Source organism: Geothrix mesophila (genome assembly GCF_022808835.1).
GTDB lineage: Bacteria > Acidobacteriota > Holophagae > Holophagales > Holophagaceae > Geothrix > Geothrix paludis.
Genome location: NZ_JAKZLD010000003.1, coordinates 456345 through 480555, shown reverse-complemented (window position 1 = coordinate 480555; position 24211 = coordinate 456345). Strand labels below are relative to the sequence as shown.

Below are 24211 nucleotides of genomic sequence, written 5' to 3'. Positions count from 1 at the left end.
GAGGAACCCATGAAGCGTCAGCGCGGCGAAGGCAAGATCGGCTGCATCGTCTCCCTGCTTGTGTTCGGCACCCTGGCTGCCGCCGGCTACAAGGCCTTCCCCGTCTACTACAGCGACAGCGAGCTGGTGGATGCGTGCGGATTCATCGCCAGCAGTTCCGCCAGAAAGCCCGTCGAGACCGTCGAACGGGAGGTGAGAGACAAAGCCCGAGAGTTGGCCATCCCGGAAGTGTTGGCGGACAGGAGCACCGTCCGAGTCGTCAAGAGTGGCAGCGGCGAAGCCGGCACCTGCACCATCACCCTCCGATACAAGCGCACCATCGACTTCTACGGCGCCTACCAGTGGACCAAGGAGACCGACAAGCGCATCTCCAAGCCGATCTTCGAGAACATCGGCTGATCCCGCCTTCGATGGGCTTGCGGCGGGGGGCCGGGCACGGCACCCTGCCATATGCTCCTGTCACTTCCTGAAGACACCTCCCTGCCCGGGGGAGCGGCGCTGCACCCGGTCCGGGTGCCCGGATCGAAGTCCGTCACCAACCGGGCCCTGCTGCTCGCGGCGGTGGCGCCGGGCACCAGCCGGTTCCGCGGGGGCCTGGAGGCCGAGGACACCCGCTGGATGCGGCGGGCCCTGGCGGACCTGGGGCTCGGCGTCCGGGAGGAGGACGGCGCCTGGACCATCGATGGAGGCGGCCATCCCCGGACCTCCACCCCCCTCTGGCTCGGCGCTTCCGGCACGACCCTGCGCTTCCTCCTGCCCTGGCTGGCCCTGAAGGCCGAGGGTCCTGTGCGGCTGGAGGGCGACCCGCGGCTCTTCGAGCGTCCCCTGGGGCCCCTGCTGGTTCCCCTGAAGGCCCTGGGAGCCGCCTGGGAACCCGATGCGAAGGGCGCCTGGCTGCGCCCCGCGCCGCGCACCCCGGAGCGCCTGGACCTGGAGGTGGACGCCCGCCTCAGCAGCCAGTTCCTCACGGGGCTCGCCCTGACCGCGGCGGCCCTGCCCGGCGGCGGCACCCTGCGCTGGACCGCGGTGGCCAGCCCCAGCTACCTGGCCCTCACCACCCAGTGGCTCCGGCGCTTCGGCTGCGAAGCCCGCCTGGAGGAGGGCCGATGGCTCATCCCCGGCGGCGCCCTGACCCCGCGAGACCTCGATCTGCCGGGCGACTGGAGCGGCGCCGCCGCCTTCCTGGCCGCCGCCGCCGTCACGGGCCGGAGCCTCCATCTGGCGCCCCTGGACCCCGACGACGCCCAGGGTGACCGCGCCATGGTGGCCATCCTCCAGGCCGCGGGCTGCCGCGCCCGCTGGACCGGTCCCCAGAATCTGGAGCTGGAAGGTCCCCTCCAGCGCGGCCTGGACTGGGACCTCACGGACTGTCCGGACCTGGGCCCGGTGCTGGCGGCCCTGGCTGCTCTGGCGCCAGGTCCCTCGGAGCTGCGCGGCCTCCACACCCTGCCCCTCAAGGAGTGCGACCGTTTGGACGCCTCGGCAGAGCTGGTGCGCTGGCTGGGCGGGCGGGTCGAGGTGATCGGCGATCACACCCTGCGCGTCCAGCCCGGCCCGCGGCCCGGGCCCCGGGCCCCGTTCGACCCCCGGAACGACCACCGCATGGCCTTCGCCGCCGCCGTGGGCGGCCTGCACTGCGGCGGCGAGATCCGCGACCCCCACTGCGTGGCCAAGACCTTCCCGGACTTCTGGGAGGCCTGGCGCGGGATGCTGGGGTGCTGAAGGCCTCCTGGCTGGGCCACTGGAAGGCTCCCTGGGGCCTGGACCGGGGACGGCGCTGGGGAGATCCGGCCTGGGCCCTGGCTGCCATCTCCCAGGCCTGGATGCTGGGGGGGCGCGAGGGGCGCTGGCCCCGGCTCGCCCAGGAGGCCCGACGCCCCTTCGGTCCCCAGGTGACGGCGCCGCCCACGGCCTTCGGCCCCCGCCCCGATCCTGCCTGGTTGGCCCTCCTGCGCCACGGCAGCCCCGCTGTGCCGGCGGACCGCCGGGGCGCCCGGGAGAGCGAACTGTCCGCCTGGGCCTGGGAAGCCCTGCTGGAGGGGGATGGCGGTCCGTGGATGGCGGCGGGATCGGTCCTCCTCGACCGGTCCCAGCGCCTGCGCTGGATTGCGGTCCTGGGGGCCGTGGAAGAGGGCGGCCGCCTCGTGCTCCCGCCCTTCCTGGAGATCCTGGTGCCTTCCGACCTCCACTCCCTGCCGCCGGAGTGGTGGACGTTCCTGCTCCGGAGCCAGGACGCAGAGGGACGCCTGCTGCCGGAAGGCGCCCTGGATCCGGCACTGCCCTGGCCGCTCCTGCAGGCCCTGGCCGGCCCGCTGGCCCTCGACGAAAGGTGCGAGGATCTGACCCCGCATCACGGTGCACCCTGGCTGACGGAGCTCGCCTCGGGACGGCGTGTGCTGGATCCCCGCCTGCGGGCCTGGGCCCGGGGCATGGGCGCCTCGCCGTCGGGTCTCGACCCCTTGGCGCCCACGGGCCTATCCGGCGGCGGGCTTCCGGATGCATCCCTGGCGGCCTTCCTGCGCCTGGAACTGACTGAGGACCACCCAGCGGACTGGCGCAGCGCCCTGGAGGCGGATATTCACGAGACCCTCCACCGGCCCACGCCACCCGCTCCTTCGGGCCATCCCGCCTGGGATCGGATCCGCATGCGCTGGGGCGGCGAGGCGGCCCCGCCGGCACCGGGCTACCCGGATTGGGGCACGTCGGCCCATCCCTGCGCCGACCCCTTCCACTGGATGGCCGAGGGCCTACGGGCGGATCGGGCCTGCGATCCGGAGGGCTCCCTGAGGGCCTTCACACTGGCCCACGCCCACTTCCTGCGGCTGGGGGCGGCAGGCTGGGCGGAGCGGGCCGCCTCCAACGCGGCGCACCTGGCCCTCAAGTGGGCGGACCTCCCGGCCCATGCCCGCTGGGCCGCCCTGCGCGGTCCGCTTCCCCAGCCCTGGCAGGACCTGGAGGAGGCCCAGCTCGCGGACGTGAACCTCGACCCGAACGCAGCCCTCGCGCGGATCCGCCGCCTGGTGGAGGCCCATCCCGAAGTTCCGGCAGCCTGGGGCCTCCTGGCCCTGCACGGAGCGGATCGGGAGCGATGGGACCTGGTCCGCGAGGCCCTGCCCCAGGTCCGGACCCACCCCTACGCCCGGTTCCTGGAAGCCGCCCTGGGTCCGCTGACGGAGCCGCCCCCGGTGGATGCGGATCCCGAGACCCGCCTCAGCTGGGAGGCCCACCGGCTCTTCCGGGGCACGGGCGATCCGGGCGCCTTCTGGACGGCCTGGCGAGGCTGTCCCACCCAGATCATGCGCCTGGAGCTGGGCCTGCAGGTGCTGGAGCGGCGGCCGGACCTCCGCCGGGCCGAGCATCTGCTGGCCATCCAGGCCATCGCCGATCGCGCCCACGCGCCGCGCCACCAGGAGCGCCTGGCGATTCTCTGGCCCCCGGCGGAAGCGGCGCCCGCCCAGGACGCCGCGGCTTTCCTGGATCGCTGGTTGGCGCAGCAATCCACCCCCACCTGGCTGGTCTGGGGAGCCGGGGCGGAGGTCCGTACCCTGGGCGCCGGCGACCCGCCTCCCGAGGGGGCCCTGGGTCGGCTGGCCCGGGAGGGCGGCCTCGCCCCCTTCCGCCAGGACGGCTGGGTCTGGCGAGGCCACGCCCTGCTGTGGGAGGGCTGCCCCGTGGGCGGCATCCTGCTGGCCCAGGCGCCGGACGCCGCCCCCGCGACTCCGGTGGAGCCCCTGCTTCTGGCCCCCTGGCTGGCCCGGCTCCAGGAGGTCCGGCCTCTGGAATTCCCGGAGGATGGCGGCCTGCTGCTCACGGATGGCAGCGAGCCCATGGCTTCGGTGCTGCGCGAGCTGGACCGCGTGGCCGCCTCGGATCTGCCGGTGCTGATCCTTGGGGCCACGGGCACGGGCAAGGAGCTGGCCGCCCGGGAGCTGCACCGGCGCGCGGGCCGCTCAGGCCCCCTGGTGGCCGTGAACTGCTCGGCCTTCGCCGAGGGCCTGCTGGAATCCGAGCTCTTCGGCCACGTGAAGGGCGCCTTCACCGGGGCCGATCGCGACCGGCGCGGCGCCATCGAGGCCGCCCGGGGCGGGACCTTGTTCCTGGACGAGGTGGCGGACCTCTCCCCGCGCCTCCAGTCCCTGCTGCTGCGGGTGCTCCAGGAACGCGAGATCCGGCGGGTGGGCTCGGACCAGGTCATCCGCGTGGACGTGCGCTTTGCCGCCGCCACCCATCGGGACATCGAGGCCCTGACCGCCGCGGGCACCTTCCGGCGCGACCTGCTCTACCGCCTCCAGGGCGCGACCTTGCGCCTGCCGTCCCTCTCGGCCCGGCGCCACGAGTTCGCCTTCCTGCTGCCCCGCCTGGTGGTGAAGGCGGCGGCCTCGGCGCGGCGGCCCGTGCCCGCCCTGGCGCCCGGCCTGCCCCAGGCCCTGGCCCGCTTGCCCTGGCCGGGGAACGTGCGGGAGCTGCTGCACGCGCTGGAGCGAGGCCTCCTCCGCTGCGAGGGAGGCACGCTGAGGCCGGCGCACCTGCCGGAACTGAGCGCGCCGACCGTCCAGGCGCGGAGCTGGGAGGAGGCCACCCAGGCCTTCCAGCGGCGGCTCCTGCTGGACACCCTCCAGGCCTGCGGGTTCCGGGTGGCCGAAGCTGCCGAGACCCTGGGCCTGGCCCGCCCGGCCCTCTACGCCACCGCCAAGCGCCTCGGCGTGGACCTGGTGGCCGAGCGCAGCCGCGCCGCTAGCCCCAGCCCAGGCGCTGGCTCAGGGAGCGGACCGGCTACAGCCGCCGCCCGAAGCTCCGCTCCAGATCGTCGAGGGTGAGCTTCTTCAGAATCGGCCTCCCATGCGGACGGGACCCCGTCCGTGAGGGGCGAAGGCCCGAGCGGGAGCATCGTGCGGGGCACGATGCGATCCGGGGGTGGTCGGCGGAGCCGCGCGGGGGTGTCTCCCCCCGCGAGCGCTCGCGCGAGTGGCAGGCCGCCGATCGGGCTAGATTCGCCGCCCGAAGCTGCGCTCCAGGTCGTCGAGGGTGAGTTTCTTGAGGATCGGGCGGCCGTGGGGACACGTGTTGGGCACCTCGCAGGCCAGCAGGTCGCGGATGAGGCCCAGGGCCAGGTCCGGGGGCAGGGCGTGGTGCTTCTTGATGGCGGCGCGGCAGGCCAGCTCGGCGTTGAGGTCCCGGCGGAAGGCGTCCAGGTCCACGCGTCCCTCCCGCTCCAGGCGGGCCAGCAGATCCTCCAGCAGGGCCTGAGGGTCACGGTCCGCCAGGAAGTCCGGCAGGCCGCGCACCACCAACGCGCCGTCGCCGAAGGGCTCGGCCTCCACGCCCGCCGCCTCCAACTCCGAGAAGAAGGGTGTGAGCCGCGCCAGAGCCTCCGGTCCCACCTGCACCACCCGGGGCGGCATCAGGGGCTGGATGGCGGGGGCGTGGCGGCGCAGGAAGAGCCGCTCGAAGAGCACCCGCTCGTGGGCCACATGCTGGTCCACGATCCACAGCTCGGGTCCCCGCTCCCCTTCGATTTCCGCCAGAAGATACGTCTGCTGGAAAGAACCCAGGTAGCGGATGGCACCACGGGGGTCCAGGTTCTCGGCAACGCCTGAAGACATCGGCTCGTAGGCGTAGACCGTCTCCAGGGGCCGCGTGTTGAACGCAGCATCAAGCGCCGAGTAGGCCCCCAGGGCCCCGCCGGAGTGATCGGACCAGAGCCGGGGATGCTGGGCCGCGGCCCGGCGCGAGGGGTCGAGCTCGAATTCGGCTTCCAGCGGTTTCGGCGGCAACTCCAGCACCGAAGCCAGTCCGCCGCGGAGCTGCGCCCAGGCCTCCTCGGCCCCGCCCCGCACCCAGGCGAAGATGCGCTGGGGCTCGCGGAAGCGCACCTCGGCCTTGGTGGGGTGCACGTTCACATCCACGGCCTCGGGGGGCAGCTCCAGGAAGAGCACAGCGGCCGGGTACGAACCCTTGGCGAAGGTGCCGGACCAGGCTTCGGAGAGCGCCGCCAGCAGCAGGCGGTCCCGCACGGCCCGGCCGTTCACGAAGAGGTAGAGATGATTGCGGTCGCGGAAGCTGAGGTCCGGCGGCGAGACGAAACCCCGCAGGCGCCAGGGGAGCTCGCCATTCACGAAGGGCACCAGGCGGCCCAGCTTCTCGCCCAGCAGGGGCGCCAGCCGCCGGCCCGCGTCCGCCACCGGCGGCAGCACCAGGGGCGCGCCACGGTCGGGGCGCACGGTCCAGTGCACACCGGGGGAGCTGAGGGCCAGCCGCGCCACGGCGCCCCAGAGCTGGGCGTGCTCGGTGTCCGTGGATTTGAGGAAGCGCCGCCGCGCCGGCAGCTGGGCGAAGAGGTCGCGCACGGTGACGGTGGTGCCCCGGCTGCGCGAGACGGGCAGCACCTCCTTGATGACGCCGAACTCACAGCGCAGGCGGTGGCCCGCGCCCTCGGATTCTGCGCTCGCGAGGTCGAAGCGGCTGACGCTGGCGATGCTAGGCAGGGCCTCGCCGCGGAAGCCGAAGGTGCCGAGGTGGCCCAGGTCGTCGGCCGTGCGCACCTTGCTGGTGGCGTGGCGCTCCAGGGCCAGGTACAGGTCGTCCCGGGCCATACCCGAGCCGTCGTCGGCCACCTCCAGCAGACGCTTGCCCCCCTCTTCCCAGGCGATCTCGATGCGCCGAGCGCCCGCGTCCAGGGCGTTCTCCACCAGCTCCTTCAGCACCGAAGCGGGCCGCTCGACAACCTCGCCCGCCGCGATCTGATTCGCGACGTGATCGGGGAGGATACGGATCTTGGACATCGGATCAGTCTAGATGGGGCAGAGGCGCGCGGGTTGTCCTCTGGCAGCCCGCGATCGCAGGCTCCGCTGGAGCCTGCTCCTGCTCCCGCTGCGCCTCCGGCTTGCGATCGCAGAGCGGGGCCCCCCCTCGCCCGCCGCGATCTGATTCGCGACGTGATCGGGGAGGATGCGGATCTGGGCCATGGCCTAGAACGCTATCAGCTATCGGCTGTCAGCTGGCCCTACGTTCGGCGGTGGTCCGCAGCTCCACCTGGGCGTGAGGGACGAAGAGGTGGCCCAGGTAGGCCAGGAGGAAGAGGCCCGCGCTGAGGCCGTGGGTCCAGCTGAAGACCGTGCGCCAGACGGGGGTGGTGACCACCTGGACCGCGTAGCCGGACAGCACCATGGGCGCGATGAGGAAGGCGGCGCCCAGCCCCGTGCGGCGGCCCTCGGAACCCCGCCGGAGCTTGGCCTGCAGGTGGCCGCGCACGGTCATGCCCAAGGCGAAGAGGAGGAGGGGGGCCGTGAGCACGTGGAGGTGCTGGGCCGCCGGGAGCCAGGGGTGGGGCTCGGGGCCGAACTCGCCCATGCGCACGCCGAACCAACGCAACAGACCGTCCATGAGCCCCGTCCCCGAGGTAAGCAGGGCCGCCAGGTGCAGGCTCCAGCGCTCGAGCGGGCTCATTTCCCCTCCCGGTAGAGCACCTGGTGCAGGGCCAGGCAGCGGCGGGCCGCGTCCGTCATGGCGTTCGCGGTGAGCGTGGCACCCGACAGCGGGCGGATGGCGCCCTTGAGGGTGAGCTGCGGGTCGAGGCCCTTCCCCTCGAACTGCCTCACCCAGGCCTCCTTGGCCATGTATTCGGCGGGTTCGTGGAAAGCCACGGCCTCCACGCGGAGGATGCGGCCTTCGGGGGAGATCGCCACCAGTAGCGTCTCGTTCAGGGTGCGGACCCGGTGGGTGTCGAAGAAGCCGACACCCACCAGGGTTCCGTTCCGCCGCGCCTCGTAGGCCACGAGCCAACGTCCCGGCACCTCCACCTGTGCCAGCCCCTTCACGCGCCCAGCCTGGGCGTCGCTGAGCACGAACTCCTTCCGGGCGAGCTGGGCGCCCGGAAAGGCCAGGGCCAGGGCCTCCTGCGTGGTGGGCAGGGCGGCGAAGAGCGGCAGGGAGAAGGCGAGGGGAGCCAGGATGCGGATCATGGGAGGCCTCAGAAGGTGTAGCCCAGGGCCAGGCTGAACTGGTCCCGACCCGTATGGGCGCGGTTCTCGTCGCGGGTCCAGTCGGCCTTCACGGCCACCTGCGGGATGGGCTTGTAGGCCACCCCGGTGGTCAGCAGGGTGCGGTCCCGGCTGCCGTCCGCGAAGACGCCCGCCGCCACCTGCTGCTGGGCGTCGATGCGCTCGTAGCGGACGTAGGGGATGAGGGCCTGCCGCGAGCCGCGGAGGAGGTCATAGCCTGCCTCCAGATAGCCACCCCACTGCTTCGTGCCCACTTCGCGGGCCGGATCGGCGACATCCAGGGCCGCCACGGCCCCGGCGGTGTTGGTGGTGCGGGTATAGAGGCCGCGGACCTGGAAGCCCTGGGCCCGGTATTCGGCATGGGCGTCCCACACGGTGGTGGTGAGCGCCGCGCCCGTACCGGTCTGGTTGCTGTTCCCCGTGTAGAAGCTTCCGCCCAGGAGGATCCCGGGCCGCGGCGTCCAGTCCAGGCGGCCCGTCCAGGCCAGGCTCTGCGCATTGGCCTCCTTGCCGGCCTGGCGCCCATCGCGGATGCCGTCCGCACTGAATTTCGAAGCGTCCAGGCCGTTCATGAGGTAGACGCGATAGGTCAGGTTGCCCGGCAGATCGCCGTGGATGCCCACGCCGTTCTCGTGCCAGGTGGCGGGAATGAGCGTGCGCTCCACGACGGGGCGGCGGGCGCCCAGAAAGGCCGGGGGCTCGTGCAGCTCATTGATGAAGCCCATGGGCACCAGCATCTGGCCCGCGCGCACGTTGATGGCCTTGTTCAGCAGGAAGTCCAGGTAGGCGAACTCGACGATGGCCTCGCCCTCGGGATGCTCATCGCTGTAGCCGCCATGCTCGAACTCGATCTCGGAGTTGAACACGATGCGGTCGTTGAACTTGTAGCCTGTGTAGAGCACCATCCGCAGCGCATCGGCCTTCTTGTCCGTACCCACGTGGGTTCCATCCTGGAGGGTCGCGGCCTTGTCCTCGTAGAGGAACTCGCCGTACCCGCCGATGCTGAGGCCCGACGGCACCGCGTAGACCTTGCTGGCGCCCGCGCCCAGACCGAAGCGCCCTTCTTCGGGCACGGCCGGCATCACGCTGCCGGTCTTCTGGCTCTCGAGTTCCCGGGACATGGCGTCCAGGCGGCGCTCCAGGTCGGCGATCCGCTGGTCGGCACTGGGGCGCTTCTCCGTGTCCGGCTTTTCCTGGGCGAAGGCGGGCGCGGCCAGCAGCGCGCACATGAGGGGGGTGAGCAGGGACTTCATCGGGGCTCCCGGGGGATCAGGGTGGGGTGGAAGGTTCGGAAGGCCGGACTCATCCGGACCGTTCCGTCGTTGAGGAGGAAGGCGGCGGCAACGCCCTGGCGCTCGGCCCAGGCCAGGCCCGCGTCGGGGCCCATCACGTAGAGGGCCGTGGACAGCACATCGGCGGTGAGGGCGTCCGCGGCCACCACCGCGGTGCTGCCCCAGGCGGGACACGGCTCGCCCGTGCGGGGATCGAGGATGTGGCGCCCCCGCTCGGAGGTGCCGCTGCAGGAAAGCGAGGCCTCACGCAGGGAGAAGGTGAGGCGGGCCCGGCGGCGATCGCGGGGATCGGCCACGGAGGTCTCCACCGGCGCACCCCAGGCCAGCAGCTGGCCGCCGAAATCCAGCAGGCCCACGGGCGTGCCCGCCGCCTGGCGCAGGCAATCCAGGGCGTAGCCCTTGAGGAAGCCGCCCTCTTCCACGCCCGCTTCGGGAAGGGCCAATCGGGCAGTGCCTGCGGTCCGATCGAGGATCAAGAGGGAGGCGCCCGAGGCGCGACGCGCGGCCGCCAGGACTGCCGGCGCCGGCGTCCGGCCCCCCTCCCGGATGCCCCAGGCCCGCATCAGGGCCATCAGGACGGGGTCGAAGGCCCCGTCCGTGCGCGCCTGCCAGCCCTTCATCCGCCTCAGCAGGTCGAGCCACTCGCGGTCCAATGCCACGGGCCGGCCCTGGGCCGCGTTCAGGCGACTCCAGGCGGAGGCAGGGTCCCAGGTGGAGCAGGCTGCCTCGAGGCGGGCGACCTCCGCCAGCGCGACCTCCGAGGCCCGGCCGAGGTCCCCGGGGCCCTCCAGGTGCAGGCCCAGCTCGGTCCCCATGGCGAGCACGCGACGATCCAGGACCGGCCGCTCTGGAGCAGCCGAAGCCGGCGCGACCTGGGTGGGCATCGGAAGCGGAAGGGGTGGCATCACAAACATGAGAATGAGTCTCACAACAATCGATTTCATATTTCAACCCAAAATTTGAGATGAATTCTCAAAATATGATCCCGGTCACATCCTGGGTTCACACTGGGGCCATGCGCCTCCGGACCCTGACACCCGCCCTGGCCCTCTTTTCCGCCCTGATCCAGGCGGCCCCGGCCCGGGTCCAGGCACCCGACGCGCGCTGGCTCACCTTCGCCACGGCGCACTACCGCATCCACTGCCCGGCCGCCTTCGAGGCCTTCGGCCGGGACGTGGCCTCCCGCGCGGAGGGGGTTCATGCCCAATACCTGGGACTGGTCGGCTTCGCCTACGAAAAGCCGGGGAAACCCATCGACATCCTGATCCTGGATCCCGTGATGGAGGCCAACGGCCTGGCCTTCCCCATCCTTCCGCGCCCCCACGTGGTGCTGTGGAAGACGGAACCGGAGCCCGACTCCCCCATCGGCCACCACCGGGGCTGGGCCGAGCTGCTGCTGACCCACGAGCTGGGCCACATGCACCATCTGCTGCGTCCGGCCCTGAAGCCCAGCCTCTGGCGGCGCTGGACCGAGGTGCTGGGGCCCCTGGCGGAGAAGTCCCCCCGCTGGGTCACCGAGGGCTACGCCACGCTCATCGAGGGCAAGCTCACGGGCAGCGGCCGCCCCCACAGCGCCTTCCGCGCCGCGGTGCTGCGCCAGTGGGCCCTGGAAGGCAAGCTCCCCACCTACGAGGCCCTGAGCGGCACCCAGGGCTTCCTGGGCGGAAGCCTGGCCTATCTGGGCGGCAGCGCCTACCTGGCGTGGCTGGAGACGACCTCCGGCGATCCGAAAGCGCTCCAGACCCTCTGGATCCATCTGGCGGGGAAGCGCGACTTCGACGCGGCCTTCACCGCCACCTTCGGGTTCGGCCCCAAGGACGGCTACCAGCGCTTCTGCGCCGAGCTGACCCACACCGCCCTGGAGCTGGAGCGCTTCGCCAAGGCCCAGGGCCTGCGCGAGGGCGAGCTGGTCAACCAGCTTCCCGGCTGGTCCACGGATCTGGCCCTGAGTCCCGACGGCACGAAGCTCCTGGCCCGGGTGCAGGCCGCCAAGAAGCCCGGTCTCTATGTCTGGGACCTCAAGGCCACGCCCAAGGCCGGCAAGCCCCAGCCCGGCGAACCCCCCGACCGCGCGCCCCTCGTGCCCGTGCTGCCTCCCGCGCGGCGGCTCGGATCCATCGACGGCGCCCTCCCCTGGAAGCCCGTCTGGACGGCCCCGGATGCCATCGCCTTCCAGCTCCGCCTGCCGGATGAGGAGGGGGTCCTGAAGCCCCAGGCTCGGGCCTGGATCTTGGGTGGTGGCGTGCGCCGCGCCTCCACCATCACGACGAAGCCCACCGCCGCGGCCGGCCCCTCGTGGAAGGAGGTGGGCGGCGTGTGGAACGTGGTGGATGCCGCCGGGCGGCCCCTCACGCGCACCCTGGCCGCCGCCTGGAACCCGGTGGCCACGCCGGACGGCAAGTGGATCTACTACACCCAGCTCAGTGCCACGGGCGTCCAGATCCGCCGCCTCGACGCCACCCTGCCGCCCCTGGAACCCCGCGACCTGCCCCAGGATCCGGCGGCCCTGATCAAGGACCAGATCCTCCCCAGGGCCGACGAGCCCAGCCCCCTGCCGCCGCCGGTCCCCGTGGCGCCCCATCCCTACCACGTCGGGGAGAGCCACGAGGCCTTCACCCTGGCGGGCTACAGCGTTACGCCCTCCGGCGAAAGCATCCAGCTCGGCGCCGGAGGCAACGACATCCTGGGCCGCCTGAACTGGCAGGTGTTGGCGGGGCTGGGGGACGGCGCGGGCCCCCGGGGCGGCATGGCCGGAGCCGCCTGGCGCGGCTGGCGCTGGGCGCCCTCGCTCCAGGCCTTCTCCCTCCTGGAGCGCCCCTCCAACCAGCGCTTCGAACCCGTGGCGGGCTTTGACAGCGAGCGCCGGGGCGTGGAGCTGGCCTTCGACCGGGAGGACCTCGGCCGCCCCCACTCCCACATCCGACCCATCCTGGCCTACGAGCGGGTCACGCCCCAGGGCGGAACCTCGATCAGCCGGAGCCTCTGGGGCGTGGAGGCCGGCCTGGGCAGCTCCTGGAGCCGGGACGGACAGGGTCTCCGCGCCGCTCTGGCCGCCCGGGAGCAGCACGGCCGCACGGACGGCCGGAGCTGGACCCTGGCGCGCGCCACCCTCACGCTGGGCTGGATCAACCCCTGGTGCCCCCTCACGGCTCGGCTGGAGGAGGGCCGCGTCGGCGGCGACCCCTCGGCCCTGGACCGTTTCCACCTGGGCGGCGTGGGCACCTCGCTGCTGCCCGGATCCCTGGACGCCAACCGGGTGGACCAGGCGGCCCTGCCCGCCTACACCGCCATGGGCGATCGCCTGCGGCGCCTGCGGGGCGACCTGGGGCTCGGCCCCCTCACGGCCTACGTGGAGCACACGGCCGTGTGGCAGGATCCCGATCCCCGGCCCTCGGCCCAGCGGGTGGCCGGCCTGGAGCTGAACAGCCGGAACCTGGGACTGCCCATGGACGTGGTGCGCCGCCTCGCGGGGAACCTGTCCTTCACCCTGGGCCTGCATCGCCCCTTGGATGGCGCCATGAAGGGTCGTACCGTGGGAACCCTCAGCGTGATCCTGCGGCCGTGATGTCATCCTGGGAATCCTGATGCTCTTCCTCACCGGCCTCGTCCTCATCTTCCTCGTCCAGTGGCTGCACCTGCGCCTGCTGCGACTGGAACTGCCGAGCCGGTACCATCGGGCGCTGCCCTGGATCCTGGGGCTCATCCACATCCCCCTGATCCTCTTCGCCGGGCTCCGCATCATCGGCCTGGGTGGCCACGGCGCCCTGCCCCTCCTGCGGGGCATGGCCCGGGGGGGGTTCTATTTCCAGGCCTTCACGGTCCTCCACCTGCTGGCGGGCATGGCGGCCGAAGGCCTCTGGCACCTGTGGAGCCGCCACAAGCCCGAGCCGCCTGGCGAGGCCGTGGATCCCGGACGGCGCGCCTTCCTGCGGACCGCCGCCCTGGCGAGCACCGGAGCCGCGGTGGCCTTCGGCGCCCGGGGCGCAAGGGAAGCCTATGGCGATCCGATCATCACCCGCCACGAGCTGGCCTTCACGAACCTTCCGCCGGGGCTCGAGGGCCTCCGCCTCGCCCAGCTCAGCGACCTGCATTCCGGCCCCCTGGTGGGCCCGGAGCTGGTGCGCCGATGGCGGGACCTCACGGCCCGGGAGCGGCCGGACCTGCTCCTCATCACCGGCGACCTGGTGGACAGCCGGCCCGACGAGCTGGGGCCGGTGGTCGACGCCTTCGCGGGCTTCCCCGCGACCTACGGGACCTTCGCCGTGCTCGGCAACCACGACTACTTCGACGATCCCCGGCCCATCTGGCGGGACCTGGAAGCCGCCGGCATCCGCTGCGTGGAGAACGCCTCGGCCCTGGTCCGCCGGAACGGCAGCACCCTGGCGGTGATGGGCCTCCAGGATCCGATGGCCCGGAACGGCCGGTTCCGGCGCATGGTCTTCGGGCCCGGTCCCCGGCCCGCGGAGGCCACCCGTGACGTGCCCGTCGACGCCTTCCGCCTCTGCCTGAACCACCGGCCCAGCGAATGGGAGCAGGCCCTGACCGCGGGCGCCCGCCTCACCCTGTCCGGGCACACCCATGGCGGCCAGATCAATCCCATCCCCGGCGTCAGCAGCGCCCACCTCATCGGTCCGCGCACCCAGGGCTTCTACCGCCAGGGCGAGGACGTGCTCTACGTGAGCCGCGGCCTGGGCGTGGTGGGCCTTCCGCTGCGCATCGCCGCTCCGCCGGAGATCGCGATCTTCACGCTGAGGCGGGGCTGACCTACTTCTTCCCCGGCGCGTCGAAGAAGCCCACCAGCATCAGGTCCAGCTCCACCTGCCGCTTCAGGCTGATCTTGGCGGCCACGCTGTCGGCCCCCACGCCGTAGTCGAGGCGATCCAGGGGCAGCGTGGCCCGGTAGGCCCACGTGTGGGCCCCGGCCCCGTTCGTGCCCTCCGCGGGCGTGAAGGGCAGGCTCAGCTCCCGGCTCACCCCATGCATCGTGAGCGTGCCGCGCACCACCACCTTGTCCCCGTCACGCTTCACCTCCCGCGACACGAAGGTGATGGCGGGGTGCTTCGCCACATCGAAGAAGTCCGGGGAGCGCAGGTGCTCGTCGCGCGTGCCATTGGCGGTGTCCACGGAGCGCGCATCGATCTCCAGGCGGACCTTCGCCCCTTCCAGCGTGGCCGGGTCGCCCTGGATGTCGGCCTGGTAGCGCGTGAAGCGGCCCGGGACGTCGAAGAGCAGGGTGGAGGCCTTGAAGCCCAGCACCGTGTGCGTGGTGTCCACCCGGAAGGTCCGGCCCTGGGCCGCGAGGGAAAGGGTCAGCAGAAGCAGGGGCGCGAAGGCGCGGAGTCGCATGGGGACCTCGATGGCTGGGAGATGGGCTAGGGATGACTTGGCGGATGGCTGGGTAGCATGCATCAGCGGGGGGCGCGGAAGCCCAGGACGGCGCCCTGCCGGCGCAGATCCTGGAGGAGGGCGAGCGCCGGGGCCGGATCAGGGTGGCCCAGGGCCGCCGCGGATTCGGCCAGCGGGCGTGTGCGCGCCTGGACGAGCAGGGCCGCGGTGGCCGCCGTGAGCTCCAGGACGCGGGCCTCGCCTTCCCCATCCCGGAACGCCAGGAGGTGGGTGGGCCGCGCCTCGGGCACGGGGGCCGCCTCGGTGGCCCGATGCACGGCGTGGGCATAGGCCACCACCTGGGTCGCGGGGTCAAGCCACACCGCATCCCCGGGACCCGGCTCGTCATGGAGATCCGGAACCGGATCAGCCTCTGGGAAGCGGGCCACCAGCACCTCCAGGAGCTCCGCGTGAGCCAGTTCCGCCAGAAAGGGCCAGCGGTCCTGGCCCCAGCCCGTATCCACGAGCCAGCCCAGGAAGCTGGGGGCGATGTCGCGGTAGTGGGTGCTCCGCACCACCCGGCCCGACAGGAAGGCCTGCACACACTCCTCCCAGACCTCCGCACCCTCGAGCAGGGTCTTCAGCACGGGGAAGGTGGTCTCCAGGGGCTCCAGCAGGCTCAGGCGGGCCAGCTCCCGGTACAGGTCCATGGCCTCGGGCTGGTCGCGGAAGGCCTGCTGGTCGCCCGCCGGGAGCCCAAGGCGTTCCGCCGGCGCGCCGAAGTCCTCCGGCTCGTCATCCAGGATCAGAGAGGCCATGGCCTGCTGGAGGCGGAAGGTGCGGGACTCAGGCACGAGCGGCCTCCGCAGGCGCGGCTTCCGTCTTTGCTGGGGCCAGCGTCGCATCATAGGCGGCCTGGATCCGAACCCGCTCCGCCAGGAGGTCCCCGAAGTTCGGGATGTGGTTGTCCCGCTCCAGCAGGACGGGCACCGGGCGGCCCAGGCGCGCCAGAGTCCACTGCAGGAGCTCGATGACGGGATCGATCACATCCGCGCCGTGGGTATCCACGGTGATGGATCCGAACTTCTTGTGGCCGGCGATGTGGATCTGGGCCACGCGGTCCAGGGGCATGCGGGCCAGCCAGGCCCTGGGATCGAAGCCGAAGTTGAGGGCGTTCACGTAGACGTTGTTCACGTCCAGCAGCCAGCCCACGTCGGCTCCCTCCAGCACCTCGGCGATGAAGGCCGCCTCATCCATCTCGGGCTCGCCCAGGTGGGCGTAGTAGGTGATGTTCTCCAGCAGGAGCGGCACGGGCAGGCGGGCCTGGAGGTCCCGGGCCCGGGCGATGGTGTGCCGGGCCGCCTCGCGGGTGAAGGGCAGGGGCAGCAGCTCGTGGAGGCAGCTGCCGTCCACACCCGTGAAGCAGAGGTGCTCGGAGTGCCAGGGCGTGCCCGCGCGGACCAGGAAGCGGCCCAGCTCCCGCAGGTAGTCCCCGTCCCAGGGGTCGAAGCCGCCCAGGGAGATGGCCAGGCCGTGGGTGAGAACCGGGTCCCGGTCGAGGATGGCGGATGCCAGCCGGTGGTGGCGGCCGCCATCCCCGATCAGGTTCTCCGGGCAGGTCTCCCAGAAGGGGACGCCGTGGTCCTCCCGGGCCGCCACCTCGTCGAGGTGGGCGCGCCGGAGACCCAGGCCCACGCCCTGGAAGGATCCGGGAGATCTGCCCTGAGCCATGCGTCCTCCGCTACTTCTTGTCCGCGGGGGCATCCTTCTTGGAGTCCTTGCTGCCGCAAGAGCCCTTGCCACAGGAGCCGTCCTTCGACCCCTTCTTCGCCTTGGCGTCCTTGCTGCCGCAGGAACCCTTGCCGCAGGAGCCGTCCTTGGCCTTCGCGTCCTTGGCGGGGGCCTTGCCCTCGTCCTTGGCGTCCTTGGCGCCGCAACCGGCGGCGGTGCTGAGAGCGGCGTCCGCGCCGAAGGGCTCGACGGACGTGGCGCCCAGGGTGGCCGGCGCGCCGGCGACCAGGGAGCCGGCTGCGAACAGGGTGGCCGCCCCGATGAGTTTGGTGATCATGGATCCTCCTTGCGGCCAGGGCCGCGCCTGGGGCCGAGCGGCCCCGCTGGTGGGACGAAGTCCCTCCCCCGGAAGCGGGGGGTTGGGACTGTGGTGTTGTCGTCAGCCTTTGGAGTGCCGGGCCGGGGGGCTTTGTGACACTTTAAAATTTCTATGGCTCGAACCGGTCGTCTCCAGGTGTGACGAGGGTGCAGGCCTCCTGCCGCCGCCGGAGGCGAGCCACCAGGCGATAGACCCCATCCCGCAGCGGAACGGGCACCCAGGCCAGAACGGAGGCCACCGCGGGCCACGGCGATCCCAGCCGCCCCAGCAGGTGGAGGATGGCTTCCGAGCGCGACAGCACCGCGCCTTCGGGCGTGAGGACCACCAGGCTGTCCGGCAGGGCCCGGCGCGCCTCGGCGGGCACGGTCCGTTGGAAGGTCGGGCCGTCCAGGGGGGCGAAGCGGAGGCGCCCGAGGGTGTCACGCCGGGCCGCGAAGCGCACCGCCCCATGGCAGAGGCCGCAGCCGCCGTCGTAGAAGACGCGGGTCGGGACCGGGCCTGGGTCCGGGTGTGAACTCGGGCTCAGCCCTTGATCAGCACCCACAGGCCCACCGCGATGAAGGCCATCCCCGCCACCCACTTGATGGCCGTCTCGGGGATGTACTTGAACAGCACGCCGCCCAGGGCCACGCCGATGGCCGTGGCGCACACCAGGGCCGCGCTGGCGGCCAGGAACACGGTCCAGATCTGCCCACTGCGCACCGTCGCCGTCATGGCCGCGAGCTGCGTCTTGTCACCCACCTCGGCGAGGAAGACGGTGGCGAAGGTGGTCCAGAAGAGAGAGCGGTTCATGAGGCCTCGCAGATCGTGACGAAGGATCATGGTACCGGACTGCCATACTGATTAGATGGTGCTCGACCACTTCGACCTTCCCACGACCTACGTGGATACGCCCGAGAAGCTGCAGGAGGCGCTGCCCCTGTGGCACGCGGCGGGCGTGCTGTCGGTGGACATCGAGTGCAGCCTCACGGGCGTGCATCACTGCCTGCTCGCGCTGCTGCAGGTGGCCACCCACGACCAAGCCTGGCTGGTGGATCCGATCCCCCTCGATGGCCTCATGCGGCCGGCCCTGCTCGCCATGGCCCAGGTGCCCTGGATCGTCCACGACTTCTCCGGGGACGGCATCGTGTTCAAGCGCCTCTACGACGTGGTGCCCGCCAGCATCTTCGACACCATGCTGCTCTCCCGCGCCCTGGGCTATCCGCAGCCCGGCCTCAAGACCATGGCCAAGCTCAAGCTCGGCATCGACATCCCCAAGGAGGAGCAGGACTCCAACTGGATGCTGCGCCCCCTGCGCGACACGCAAATCAGCTACGCCAGCCGGGACGCGGCCCTACTGCTGCCCCTGCTGCGCATCCTGGCGGACGAGGCCGACGCGAAGCGCGACCACCCGGAGATCGGGCCGCGCCTGGCGGTCCTGCCCAAGGAGATGCGCCACCTGCTGAAGCGGGTGCGGGCCTACGCCCCCCCCAAGCACGATCCGGTGGTGGAGAAGGTGAAGCACCTGGGCGACCTGGCGGTGGAGCGGGCCCGGAAGCTCACGGCTCTGCGCTGGGCCTGGGGCAACGAAGGCGACGTGGCCGCCGTCATGGAGCTGGGCAACCGCTGGCTCATGGCCCGCCTGGAGCACCCGCCCGCCACCAAGGAGGCCCTGGAGCGCACCATCCCCAACCCCCGCTTCCGCCGCAAGCGCCTGGACGCCCTCTGGGCCGTGTTCGAAGAGGGCGCCCACGAGGCGGTGGAGAACGGCGAGGCCGCCGACGACATCATCTGGGAGAGCGGACGGCGCTGAGGCCGAATGAGGCAGCTGGCTATTTCAGGTAGGGCGCCAGGTACTTCCCCGTCACGCTGACCTTGCGCTTGGCGATGTCCTCGGGAGTGCCCACGGCGATGACGCGGCCACCCTCGCCACCGCCCTCGGGGCCCAGGTCCAGGATCCAGTCCGCGGTCTTGATGACGTCGAGGTTGTGCTCGATGACGATCACGGTGTTGCCCGTCTCCACGAGGCGGTTGACCACCTCCAGCAGCTTCTGGATGTCCTTGAGGTGCAGGCCCGTGGTGGGCTCGTCCAGGATGTAGACCGTGCGACCCGTGGGGCGCTTGCTCAGCTCCTTGGCCAGCTTCACGCGCTGGGCCTCGCCGCCCGACAGTGTGGTGGCGCTCTGGCCCAAGCGCACGTAGCCCAGGCCCACGTCCACGAGGGTCTGCAGCTTGTTGGCCAGCACCGGAATGGGCGCGAACAGCTCCAGCGCCTCCTCCACGGTCATGTCCAGCACCTCGGAGATGCTCTTGCCCTTGTAGTGGATCTCCAGGGTCTCGCGGTTGTAGCGCTTGCCCTTGCACTGCTCGCAGGTGACGTAGACGTCAGGGAGGAAGTGCATCTCGATCTTGAGGACGCCGGCGCCTTCGCACTTCTCGCAGCGGCCGCCCTTCACGTTGAAGCTGTAGCGGCCCGGCGCGTAGCCCCGGGCCTTGCTCTCCGGCAGCTGGGCGAACAGCTCGCGCAGCGGCGTGAAGAGCCCGGTGTAGGTGGCGGGGTTGCTGCGGGGCGTGCGGCCGATGGGGGCCTGGTCGATGTCGATGACCTTGTCCACGGCCTCGAGGCCCTTGATGGCCTTGTGCTTGCCCACGATGTGGACGCCCTGGTGCAGCTGGTTGGCCAGGGCCTTGTAGAGGATCTCGTTCACCAGCGTGCTCTTGCCCGATCCCGAGACGCCTGTGACGCAGGTGAAGAGGCCGATTGGGAAGTCCGCGTCCACCTGCTTGAGGTTGTTCTCCTCGGCCCCCACCACGGAGAGCTGGCCGCGCTTGGCCTTGCGGCGGGTCCTGGGCACGGGGATGGTGTCGCGGCCCGACAGGAAGTCGCCGGTGATGGAGCCCGGGGTGCGGCTGATGTCCTCCGGTGTGCCCTGGGCCACCACGAGGCCGCCGTGCTCGCCAGCGCCGGGGCCCATGTCCACCACGTGATCCGCCGCGAGAATGGTCTCCAGGTCGTGCTCCACCACGAGCACCGTGTTGCCCAGGTCGCGCATCTCCTTGAGGGTGCGGATGAGCTGCAGGTTGTCCCGCTGATGGAGGCCGATGCTGGGCTCGTCCAGCACGTAGAGCACGCCCTGGAGCTTGCTGCCGATCTGGGTGGCCAGGCGGATGCGCTGGCCCTCGCCGCCCGAGAGCGTGGCAGCGCTGCGGTCCAGGGTGAGGTAGCCCAGACCCACGTCATCCAGGAAGCCCAGGCGCTCGCGGATCTCCTTCAGCACCTTCTCGGCGATGACGGCGTCCTTGCCCTCCAGGGCCAGGTCCGCGAACCAGGTCCGGGCCTCGCGCACGCTCTGCGTCACCACCTGGGCGATGTTCAGGCCGCTCACGTAGACTGCCAGCACCTCCGGCCGGAGGCGCTGCCCTTCGCAGGCCTCGCATGGGATCACCTGCATGGACTCCTCGAGCTCGGCCTGGATCTCCTCGCTGGTGGTCTCCCGGTAGCGGCGCTCCAGGTTGCCGATGATGCCCTCGAAGTGGTGGACGAAGTCGTAGCGGCTCTTCTTGCCCTCGTAGGTGAACCGCATCTCCTTCTCGGTACCGTGGAGGAGCAGGCGGCGGATGTCCGCGGGCAGCTTCTTCCAGGGGGTGTCGAGGCTGAACTTCAGCTTGCGGGCCAGCTGGTCCAGCATCTGGGAGCGCCAGCCGTCGTCGCTCACGCTCTTCCAGCCGCTGGCCTGGATGGCGCCCGCGTTGATGGAGAGGGCCGGGTTGGGGACGATCAGCTCCTCGGCGAACTGGCGCTTGAAGCCCAGGCCGTCGCAGGTGGGGCAGGCGCCATAGGGCGTGTTGAAGGAGAAGGAGCGGGGCTCCAGCTCCGGCAGCCCCAGCCCGAACTTCGCGCACTTCGCGTTGTTGCAGGCCAGCTTGCTCGAGAAGAGACGCTCGCTTCCGTCCAGGTCCACCAGGGCGGAGCCCTCGGCGAGGTTGCAGGCGATCTCCAGGCTGTCCGCCAGTCGCGACTGGATGGCGGGGCTCACCTTCAGGCGGTCGATGACCACCTCCAGCGTGTGCTTCTTCTGCTTGTCCAGGTCGGGGATGCCCTCGGTGAGGTCCAGCATCTGGCCGTTGACGCGGGCCCGGATGTAGCCCCGCTTCATGAGGTCCTGGAGCAGCTTCTTGTACTCGCCCTTGCGGCCCCGCACCACGGGGGCCAGGATCTGCAGCTTCGTCCCCTCGGGCTTCGCCAGGATCTGGTCCGCCATCTCCTGGATGGTCTGGCTAGCGATGGGCTCCCCGCAGGCCACGCAGGTGGGCCGGCCCGTGCGGGCGAAGAGCAGGCGCAGGTAGTCGTAGATCTCCGTCACCGTCGCCACGGTGGAGCGGGGGTTCTTGCTGGTGGTCTTCTGCTCGATGGAGATGGCCGGGGAGAGGCCGTCGATGCTGTCCACATCGGGCTTCTCCATCTGGTCGAGGAACTGCCGCGCATAGGCCGACAGGCTCTCCACGTAGCGACGCTGCCCCTCGGCGTAGAGGGTGTCGAAGGCCAGGCTGGACTTGCCCGAGCCTGACAGGCCCGTGATCACCACCAGCTGGTTGCGAGGCAGGGACAAATCGAGGTTCTTGAGGTTATGCTCCCTCGCGCCCTTGATGTGTATATGTTCCATTCCAGGTTCTCTCCGTCTATCGTGCGCGACATCAAGTCGCGCACTCCCACTCACTCGCTCCGCTCGCTCGCGGAGACGGAGCCTCGGTTGTGCTCGCGCGCGCCCTTGATGTGGATGTGTTCCATAGGTCTCCCAGTTTACGCCAATTTTTCGCTTTCACGGAGTGCGTCTAGAATCGTCTGATGCATCCGGCCGAGCTGGCGATCCTGCTCCACCGCGCCCTGGAGGTGCGACTGGCGGCGCTCCAGGCGCTCCTGGCCGTCGAGGGGTGGGCCTCGGAGGAGGAACCCCTGCACCAGGTGCGCGTGGCGACCCGGCGCCTGGGCGCCGTGCTGGACCTGCTGGACCCCGAGGCCTATCCCAGCCACAAGCGGCAGCGGCGGGCCCTGAAGCGGCTCGTGGACACGCTGGGCCTCCCCCGGGAACTGGATGTCCACGCCGCCTGGCTTGAGACGCGCCGGCACACCGTCCCGGATTCCGTCCAGAGTGCCGTGATCGAACATCTGCAGGAGCGGGTGGACCGGGCCCGGACCCGGGCCCGCCGGACCATGCACCGGGAGCTGGAGGACCTGCGCCTGCCGGATCTGGACCGGCTGCTGGAAGTGCCGAGCCTCCCGGCCCCCTTCCAGCGGGCTTCCCTGCAGGAGGCCGCCTGGACCTGCCTCGTGCCCCGCGCCGAGACCGCCCTTGGAGATCTGGCGGCCCTGGCCGCCCGCGAGGACGCCCCCGCCCTCCACAAGGCCCGCATCCGCATCAAGAAGCTGCGCTACACCGTGGAAGCCCTGGAGGGGGCCTTCTCGGCCCTGCCGGAACCCATGCTCAAGGATCTGCGGGCGCTCCAGACCATCCTGGGGGAGTACCACGATCTCGTGGCCCTGGAGACCCTGCTGAGGGCGGAGGAGGAACAGCTCCAGGCCCGGGGCCGCCACCTCCTGGCGAGTGGCGTGCGGGCCCTGCTGGAGGAGACCGGCCGCCTGCGGGGGGCCGCTTTCGACCGTTTCAAAGCCTTCGCCGGAAACCAGGGCCCCGCCGCCTTCGCCGAGGCCGTGCGCCCGGCCCTGGGCCTGCCTGGGCCGGAGGGAACGCACCCATGAGCTTCTGGCGCGTGCGGATCCGCCCCCTGGCCTGGCTGCGCAGCGTGCACGCCAAGCTGTTCCTGCTGCTGGGCCTCGTCACCAGTGTGCTCACGGTGGCCGTGGCCTACTCCATCACCCGCAACAGCCGCCGCGAGCTGGAGAGCTATTCCCGCCAGCTCACCATCGATACCGCGGGCACGGTGGAAACGGACGTGGTGGAGCGGGATCCCGCCTTCCGGGATGCCGACAAGCTCGATCAGCTACTGGAGAGCATCGCCGGCCCCGACCGCAGCATCTTCCAGATCGACGTCTTCAAGCGGGTGGGCAAGAGCAACGAAGTGGAGCTGGTGCGCTCCTCCGGGGACGAGGCGACCGTGGAGTGGGGGCCAGAGATCGGTTCCTACCTGACGCTCACCAAACCCCAGGCGGAGCTGGTGGACCTGAACACCGGCGGCCGCGCCTGGAAGGTCTACCAGCCCATCCGGTCCCACAAGCCGGGCCAGGGGCCCCTCGGGCTCATCCGGGTCTACTGCGACCTGGAGCGCTGGGAGGTGGTCTGGGACAACAACCTCAAGCGGACCTACCGCACCCTGCCGGGGGTCCTGCTGGGCGAATTCATCCTTCTCTGGCTCATCCTGCGGGTGCTCATCAGCGATCCCATCGAGGCCACCGTCCTGGCCATGGAGCAGCTGGAGCGGGGCGAGTCCGGGGCCCGCATCCCCATCCGGCGCAGCGACGAGCTGGGCCTGATCGCCGCGCAGTTCAACGGCATGGCGGTCCAGCTCCAGCGGGCCGGCGAGGAACGCGAATCCCTCATCCGCGAGATCCGCGGCCTCAACGCCAACCTCCAGGACCGCATCGACGCGGCCCTGTCGGAGCTCCAGGCCAAGAACGTCGAGCTCGCCGCCATGGCGGAGCGCAACGCCCTCCTGCGCGAGGAACTGGGCGGCCAGGAGCGCCTGGCGGTGGCGGGCCAGCTGGCGGCCACCTTCGCGCACGAGGTGGGCACCCCGCTCAACCTGGTGAACGGCCACCTCCAGCTCATGGAGGGCCAGAAGGACCTGCCCGACAAGGTGCGCGAGCGCCTGGGCGTCATCCAGGCCCAGATCCAGCGCGTGAGCGGCATCGTCCGCCGCATGCTCGACCTCACCCGCCGCCCCCAGCTCCACCAGGAGGCCCAGGCGTTCGGGGCGCTGCTGGAGGACCTCCATCAGCTTTGGGCGCCCACCCTCACCTCGCATGGCATCACGATGGACGTCGATCTGCCCGCCGGCTGCCGGTTGAACGTGGACCGCAAGCAGATGGAGCAGCTCTTCCTGAATCTCATGAAGAACGCCGTGGACGCGATGCCCGGGGGCGGCGCGGTCCGGCTGTCCGCCAAGCCCGCCGAGGAGAGCACGCCCAATGGCCTGTGGTGGGAGATCCGCTTCCAGGACACGGGGCAGGGCATTCCCGCCGAACTCCTGGGCCAGGTTTTCCGCCCCATGTTCACCACCAAGCCCGAGGGCAAGGGCACGGGCCTGGGACTCAGCATCTGCCGCGAGATCGTCCGCGGCCACGGCGGCGACATCCGCATCGACAGCGTCGCGGGGAAGGGCACCTGCGTGGTGTTCACCCTGCCCGGCGCGGCCTAGGGTCTGTTCTCAAAGTGGATGCGAGCCGCGACGCCGTCCAGCCGCGCGCATGGCAAGGCGGGGGCCGAAGGGCGATGCGGGACATCGTTCGAGGCCCCCAACGCAGCCAGGAGTGCGGCTGGGCGGCGCCC

General features: G+C 71.4%; 20 protein-coding genes. 8 read left to right on the top strand and 12 right to left on the bottom strand.

Translation table 11 applies throughout. The features are described 5' to 3' along the window. Positions 1–9: 9 nt before the first annotated feature. The 3 genes from MLG87_RS12155 to MLG87_RS12145 are packed head-to-tail and all read left to right on the top strand — an operon-like array spanning position 10 to position 4817. Positions 10–399: a hypothetical protein gene (locus MLG87_RS12155; RefSeq protein WP_243288622.1), complete on the top strand. Its 390-nt coding sequence runs from the start codon at positions 10–12 to the stop codon at positions 397–399. Positions 400–450: 51 nt separating this feature from the next. After that, positions 451–1722 (top strand): 3-phosphoshikimate 1-carboxyvinyltransferase, encoded by a 1272-nt coding sequence (aroA, locus tag MLG87_RS12150; protein WP_243295435.1) that lies wholly within the window; start codon positions 451–453, stop codon positions 1720–1722. Continuing rightward, complete coding sequence (locus tag MLG87_RS12145) at positions 1716–4817, top strand: sigma-54-dependent transcriptional regulator (protein WP_243295434.1); 3102 nt, start codon at positions 1716–1718, stop codon at positions 4815–4817. The genes aroA and MLG87_RS12145 overlap by 7 nt, the downstream gene beginning before the upstream one ends. A 168-nt stretch (positions 4818–4985) precedes the next feature. Here MLG87_RS12145 and mutL read toward each other — a convergent pair whose 3' ends face one another. The 5 genes from mutL to MLG87_RS12120 all read right to left on the bottom strand — a co-directional run bounded on the left by mutL (position 4986) and on the right by MLG87_RS12120 (position 10107). Then, the gene (gene mutL, locus MLG87_RS12140; RefSeq protein WP_243295433.1) at positions 4986–6782 is read right to left on the bottom strand and encodes a DNA mismatch repair endonuclease MutL; all 1797 of its coding nucleotides are present in this window, start codon (positions 6780–6782) and stop codon (positions 4986–4988) included. A gap of 211 nt (positions 6783–6993) precedes the next feature. Then, positions 6994–7446 (bottom strand): hypothetical protein, encoded by a 453-nt coding sequence (locus MLG87_RS12135; RefSeq protein WP_243295432.1) that lies wholly within the window; start codon positions 7444–7446, stop codon positions 6994–6996. Continuing rightward, positions 7443–7961: an FMN-binding protein gene (locus MLG87_RS12130; protein WP_243295431.1), complete on the bottom strand. Its 519-nt coding sequence runs from the start codon at positions 7959–7961 to the stop codon at positions 7443–7445. Before MLG87_RS12130 ends, MLG87_RS12135 begins: the two co-directional genes overlap by 4 nt. Before the next feature lie 8 nt (positions 7962–7969). Next, the gene (locus tag MLG87_RS12125) at positions 7970–9253 is read right to left on the bottom strand and encodes a porin family protein (protein ID WP_243295430.1); all 1284 of its coding nucleotides are present in this window, start codon (positions 9251–9253) and stop codon (positions 7970–7972) included. Beyond that, a complete protein-coding gene (locus tag MLG87_RS12120; protein WP_243295458.1) occupies positions 9250–10107 on the bottom strand; it encodes an FAD:protein FMN transferase in 858 nt (285 codons plus the stop codon). The genes MLG87_RS12125 and MLG87_RS12120 overlap by 4 nt, the downstream gene beginning before the upstream one ends. A gap of 200 nt (positions 10108–10307) precedes the next feature. Here MLG87_RS12120 and MLG87_RS12115 point away from each other — a divergent pair, with 200 nt between their 5' ends. Both MLG87_RS12115 and MLG87_RS12110 read left to right on the top strand, forming a co-directional pair. After that, positions 10308–12857 carry a TolB family protein gene (locus MLG87_RS12115; protein ID WP_243295429.1) on the top strand — a complete coding sequence of 850 codons (2550 nt, stop codon included), beginning with the start codon at positions 10308–10310 and terminating at the stop codon, positions 12855–12857. Between the two features lie 19 nt (positions 12858–12876). After that, on the top strand, positions 12877–14055 hold the full coding sequence (locus MLG87_RS12110; protein WP_243295428.1) for a metallophosphoesterase: 1179 nt from the start codon (positions 12877–12879) through the stop codon (positions 14053–14055). Position 14056: 1 nt separating this feature from the next. Here MLG87_RS12110 and MLG87_RS12105 read toward each other — a convergent pair whose 3' ends face one another. From MLG87_RS12105 to MLG87_RS12080, 6 genes are all read right to left on the bottom strand, one after another. Next, positions 14057–14638, bottom strand: coding sequence for a YceI family protein (locus MLG87_RS12105; RefSeq protein ID WP_243295427.1), 582 nt, complete (start codon positions 14636–14638; stop codon positions 14057–14059). A 62-nt stretch (positions 14639–14700) separates the two neighbouring features. Then, complete coding sequence (locus MLG87_RS12100; RefSeq protein WP_243295426.1) at positions 14701–15471, bottom strand: HvfC/BufC family peptide modification chaperone; 771 nt, start codon at positions 15469–15471, stop codon at positions 14701–14703. Next, the gene (locus tag MLG87_RS12095; protein WP_243295425.1) at positions 15464–16348 is read right to left on the bottom strand and encodes an MbnB/TglH/ChrH family RiPP precursor modification enzyme; all 885 of its coding nucleotides are present in this window, start codon (positions 16346–16348) and stop codon (positions 15464–15466) included. The genes MLG87_RS12100 and MLG87_RS12095 overlap by 8 nt, the downstream gene beginning before the upstream one ends. Before the next feature lie 10 nt (positions 16349–16358). Then, complete coding sequence (locus MLG87_RS12090; protein ID WP_243295424.1) at positions 16359–16685, bottom strand: hypothetical protein; 327 nt, start codon at positions 16683–16685, stop codon at positions 16359–16361. A gap of 151 nt (positions 16686–16836) precedes the next feature. Beyond that, positions 16837–17271: a thiol-disulfide oxidoreductase DCC family protein gene (locus MLG87_RS12085; RefSeq protein ID WP_243295423.1), complete on the bottom strand. Its 435-nt coding sequence runs from the start codon at positions 17269–17271 to the stop codon at positions 16837–16839. Next, entirely contained in the window at positions 17250–17519 is a 270-nt protein-coding gene (locus tag MLG87_RS12080) for a TMEM165/GDT1 family protein (RefSeq protein WP_243295422.1), read from the bottom strand. The genes MLG87_RS12085 and MLG87_RS12080 overlap by 22 nt, the downstream gene beginning before the upstream one ends. A gap of 55 nt (positions 17520–17574) precedes the next feature. Between MLG87_RS12080 and MLG87_RS12075 the strand changes: the two genes are divergently transcribed. After that, complete coding sequence (locus tag MLG87_RS12075) at positions 17575–18519, top strand: ribonuclease D (RefSeq protein ID WP_243295421.1); 945 nt, start codon at positions 17575–17577, stop codon at positions 18517–18519. Between the two features lie 19 nt (positions 18520–18538). Here the strand turns inward: MLG87_RS12075 and uvrA are convergent, their stop codons facing one another. Further along, the gene (gene uvrA / locus MLG87_RS12070) at positions 18539–21370 is read right to left on the bottom strand and encodes an excinuclease ABC subunit UvrA (protein WP_243295420.1); all 2832 of its coding nucleotides are present in this window, start codon (positions 21368–21370) and stop codon (positions 18539–18541) included. A gap of 182 nt (positions 21371–21552) precedes the next feature. Here uvrA and MLG87_RS12065 point away from each other — a divergent pair, with 182 nt between their 5' ends. Both MLG87_RS12065 and MLG87_RS12060 read left to right on the top strand, forming a co-directional pair. Further along, a complete protein-coding gene (locus MLG87_RS12065) occupies positions 21553–22464 on the top strand; it encodes a CHAD domain-containing protein (protein ID WP_279341248.1) in 912 nt (303 codons plus the stop codon). Further along, the gene (locus tag MLG87_RS12060) at positions 22461–24080 is read left to right on the top strand and encodes a sensor histidine kinase (RefSeq protein ID WP_243295419.1); all 1620 of its coding nucleotides are present in this window, start codon (positions 22461–22463) and stop codon (positions 24078–24080) included. The genes MLG87_RS12065 and MLG87_RS12060 overlap by 4 nt, the downstream gene beginning before the upstream one ends. Positions 24081–24211 lie beyond the last annotated feature (131 nt).

Bases quoted from the DNA above. Each gene is read 5' to 3' on its own strand.
- MLG87_RS12155 (WP_243288622.1), top strand. From the start codon at position 10: ATGAAGCGTCAGCGCGGCGAAGGCAAGATCGGCTGCATCGTCTCCCTG.
- aroA (WP_243295435.1), top strand. From the start codon at position 451: ATGCTCCTGTCACTTCCTGAAGACACCTCCCTGCCCGGGGGAGCGGCG.
- mutL (WP_243295433.1), bottom strand. From the start codon at position 6,782: ATGTCCAAGATCCGTATCCTCCCCGATCACGTCGCGAATCAGATCGCG.
- MLG87_RS12135 (WP_243295432.1), bottom strand. From the start codon at position 7,446: ATGAGCCCGCTCGAGCGCTGGAGCCTGCACCTGGCGGCCCTGCTTACC.
- MLG87_RS12130 (WP_243295431.1), bottom strand. From the start codon at position 7,961: ATGATCCGCATCCTGGCTCCCCTCGCCTTCTCCCTGCCGCTCTTCGCC.
- MLG87_RS12125 (WP_243295430.1), bottom strand. From the start codon at position 9,253: ATGAAGTCCCTGCTCACCCCCCTCATGTGCGCGCTGCTGGCCGCGCCC.
- MLG87_RS12120 (WP_243295458.1), bottom strand. From the start codon at position 10,107: ATGGGGACCGAGCTGGGCCTGCACCTGGAGGGCCCCGGGGACCTCGGC.
- MLG87_RS12115 (WP_243295429.1), top strand. From the start codon at position 10,308: ATGCGCCTCCGGACCCTGACACCCGCCCTGGCCCTCTTTTCCGCCCTG.
- MLG87_RS12110 (WP_243295428.1), top strand. From the start codon at position 12,877: ATGCTCTTCCTCACCGGCCTCGTCCTCATCTTCCTCGTCCAGTGGCTG.
- MLG87_RS12105 (WP_243295427.1), bottom strand. From the start codon at position 14,638: ATGCGACTCCGCGCCTTCGCGCCCCTGCTTCTGCTGACCCTTTCCCTC.
- MLG87_RS12095 (WP_243295425.1), bottom strand. From the start codon at position 16,348: ATGGCTCAGGGCAGATCTCCCGGATCCTTCCAGGGCGTGGGCCTGGGT.
- MLG87_RS12090 (WP_243295424.1), bottom strand. From the start codon at position 16,685: ATGATCACCAAACTCATCGGGGCGGCCACCCTGTTCGCAGCCGGCTCC.
- MLG87_RS12080 (WP_243295422.1), bottom strand. From the start codon at position 17,519: ATGAACCGCTCTCTCTTCTGGACCACCTTCGCCACCGTCTTCCTCGCC.
- MLG87_RS12075 (WP_243295421.1), top strand. From the start codon at position 17,575: ATGGTGCTCGACCACTTCGACCTTCCCACGACCTACGTGGATACGCCC.
- uvrA (WP_243295420.1), bottom strand. From the start codon at position 21,370: ATGGAACATATACACATCAAGGGCGCGAGGGAGCATAACCTCAAGAAC.
- MLG87_RS12065 (WP_279341248.1), top strand. From the start codon at position 21,553: ATGCATCCGGCCGAGCTGGCGATCCTGCTCCACCGCGCCCTGGAGGTG.
- MLG87_RS12060 (WP_243295419.1), top strand. From the start codon at position 22,461: ATGAGCTTCTGGCGCGTGCGGATCCGCCCCCTGGCCTGGCTGCGCAGC.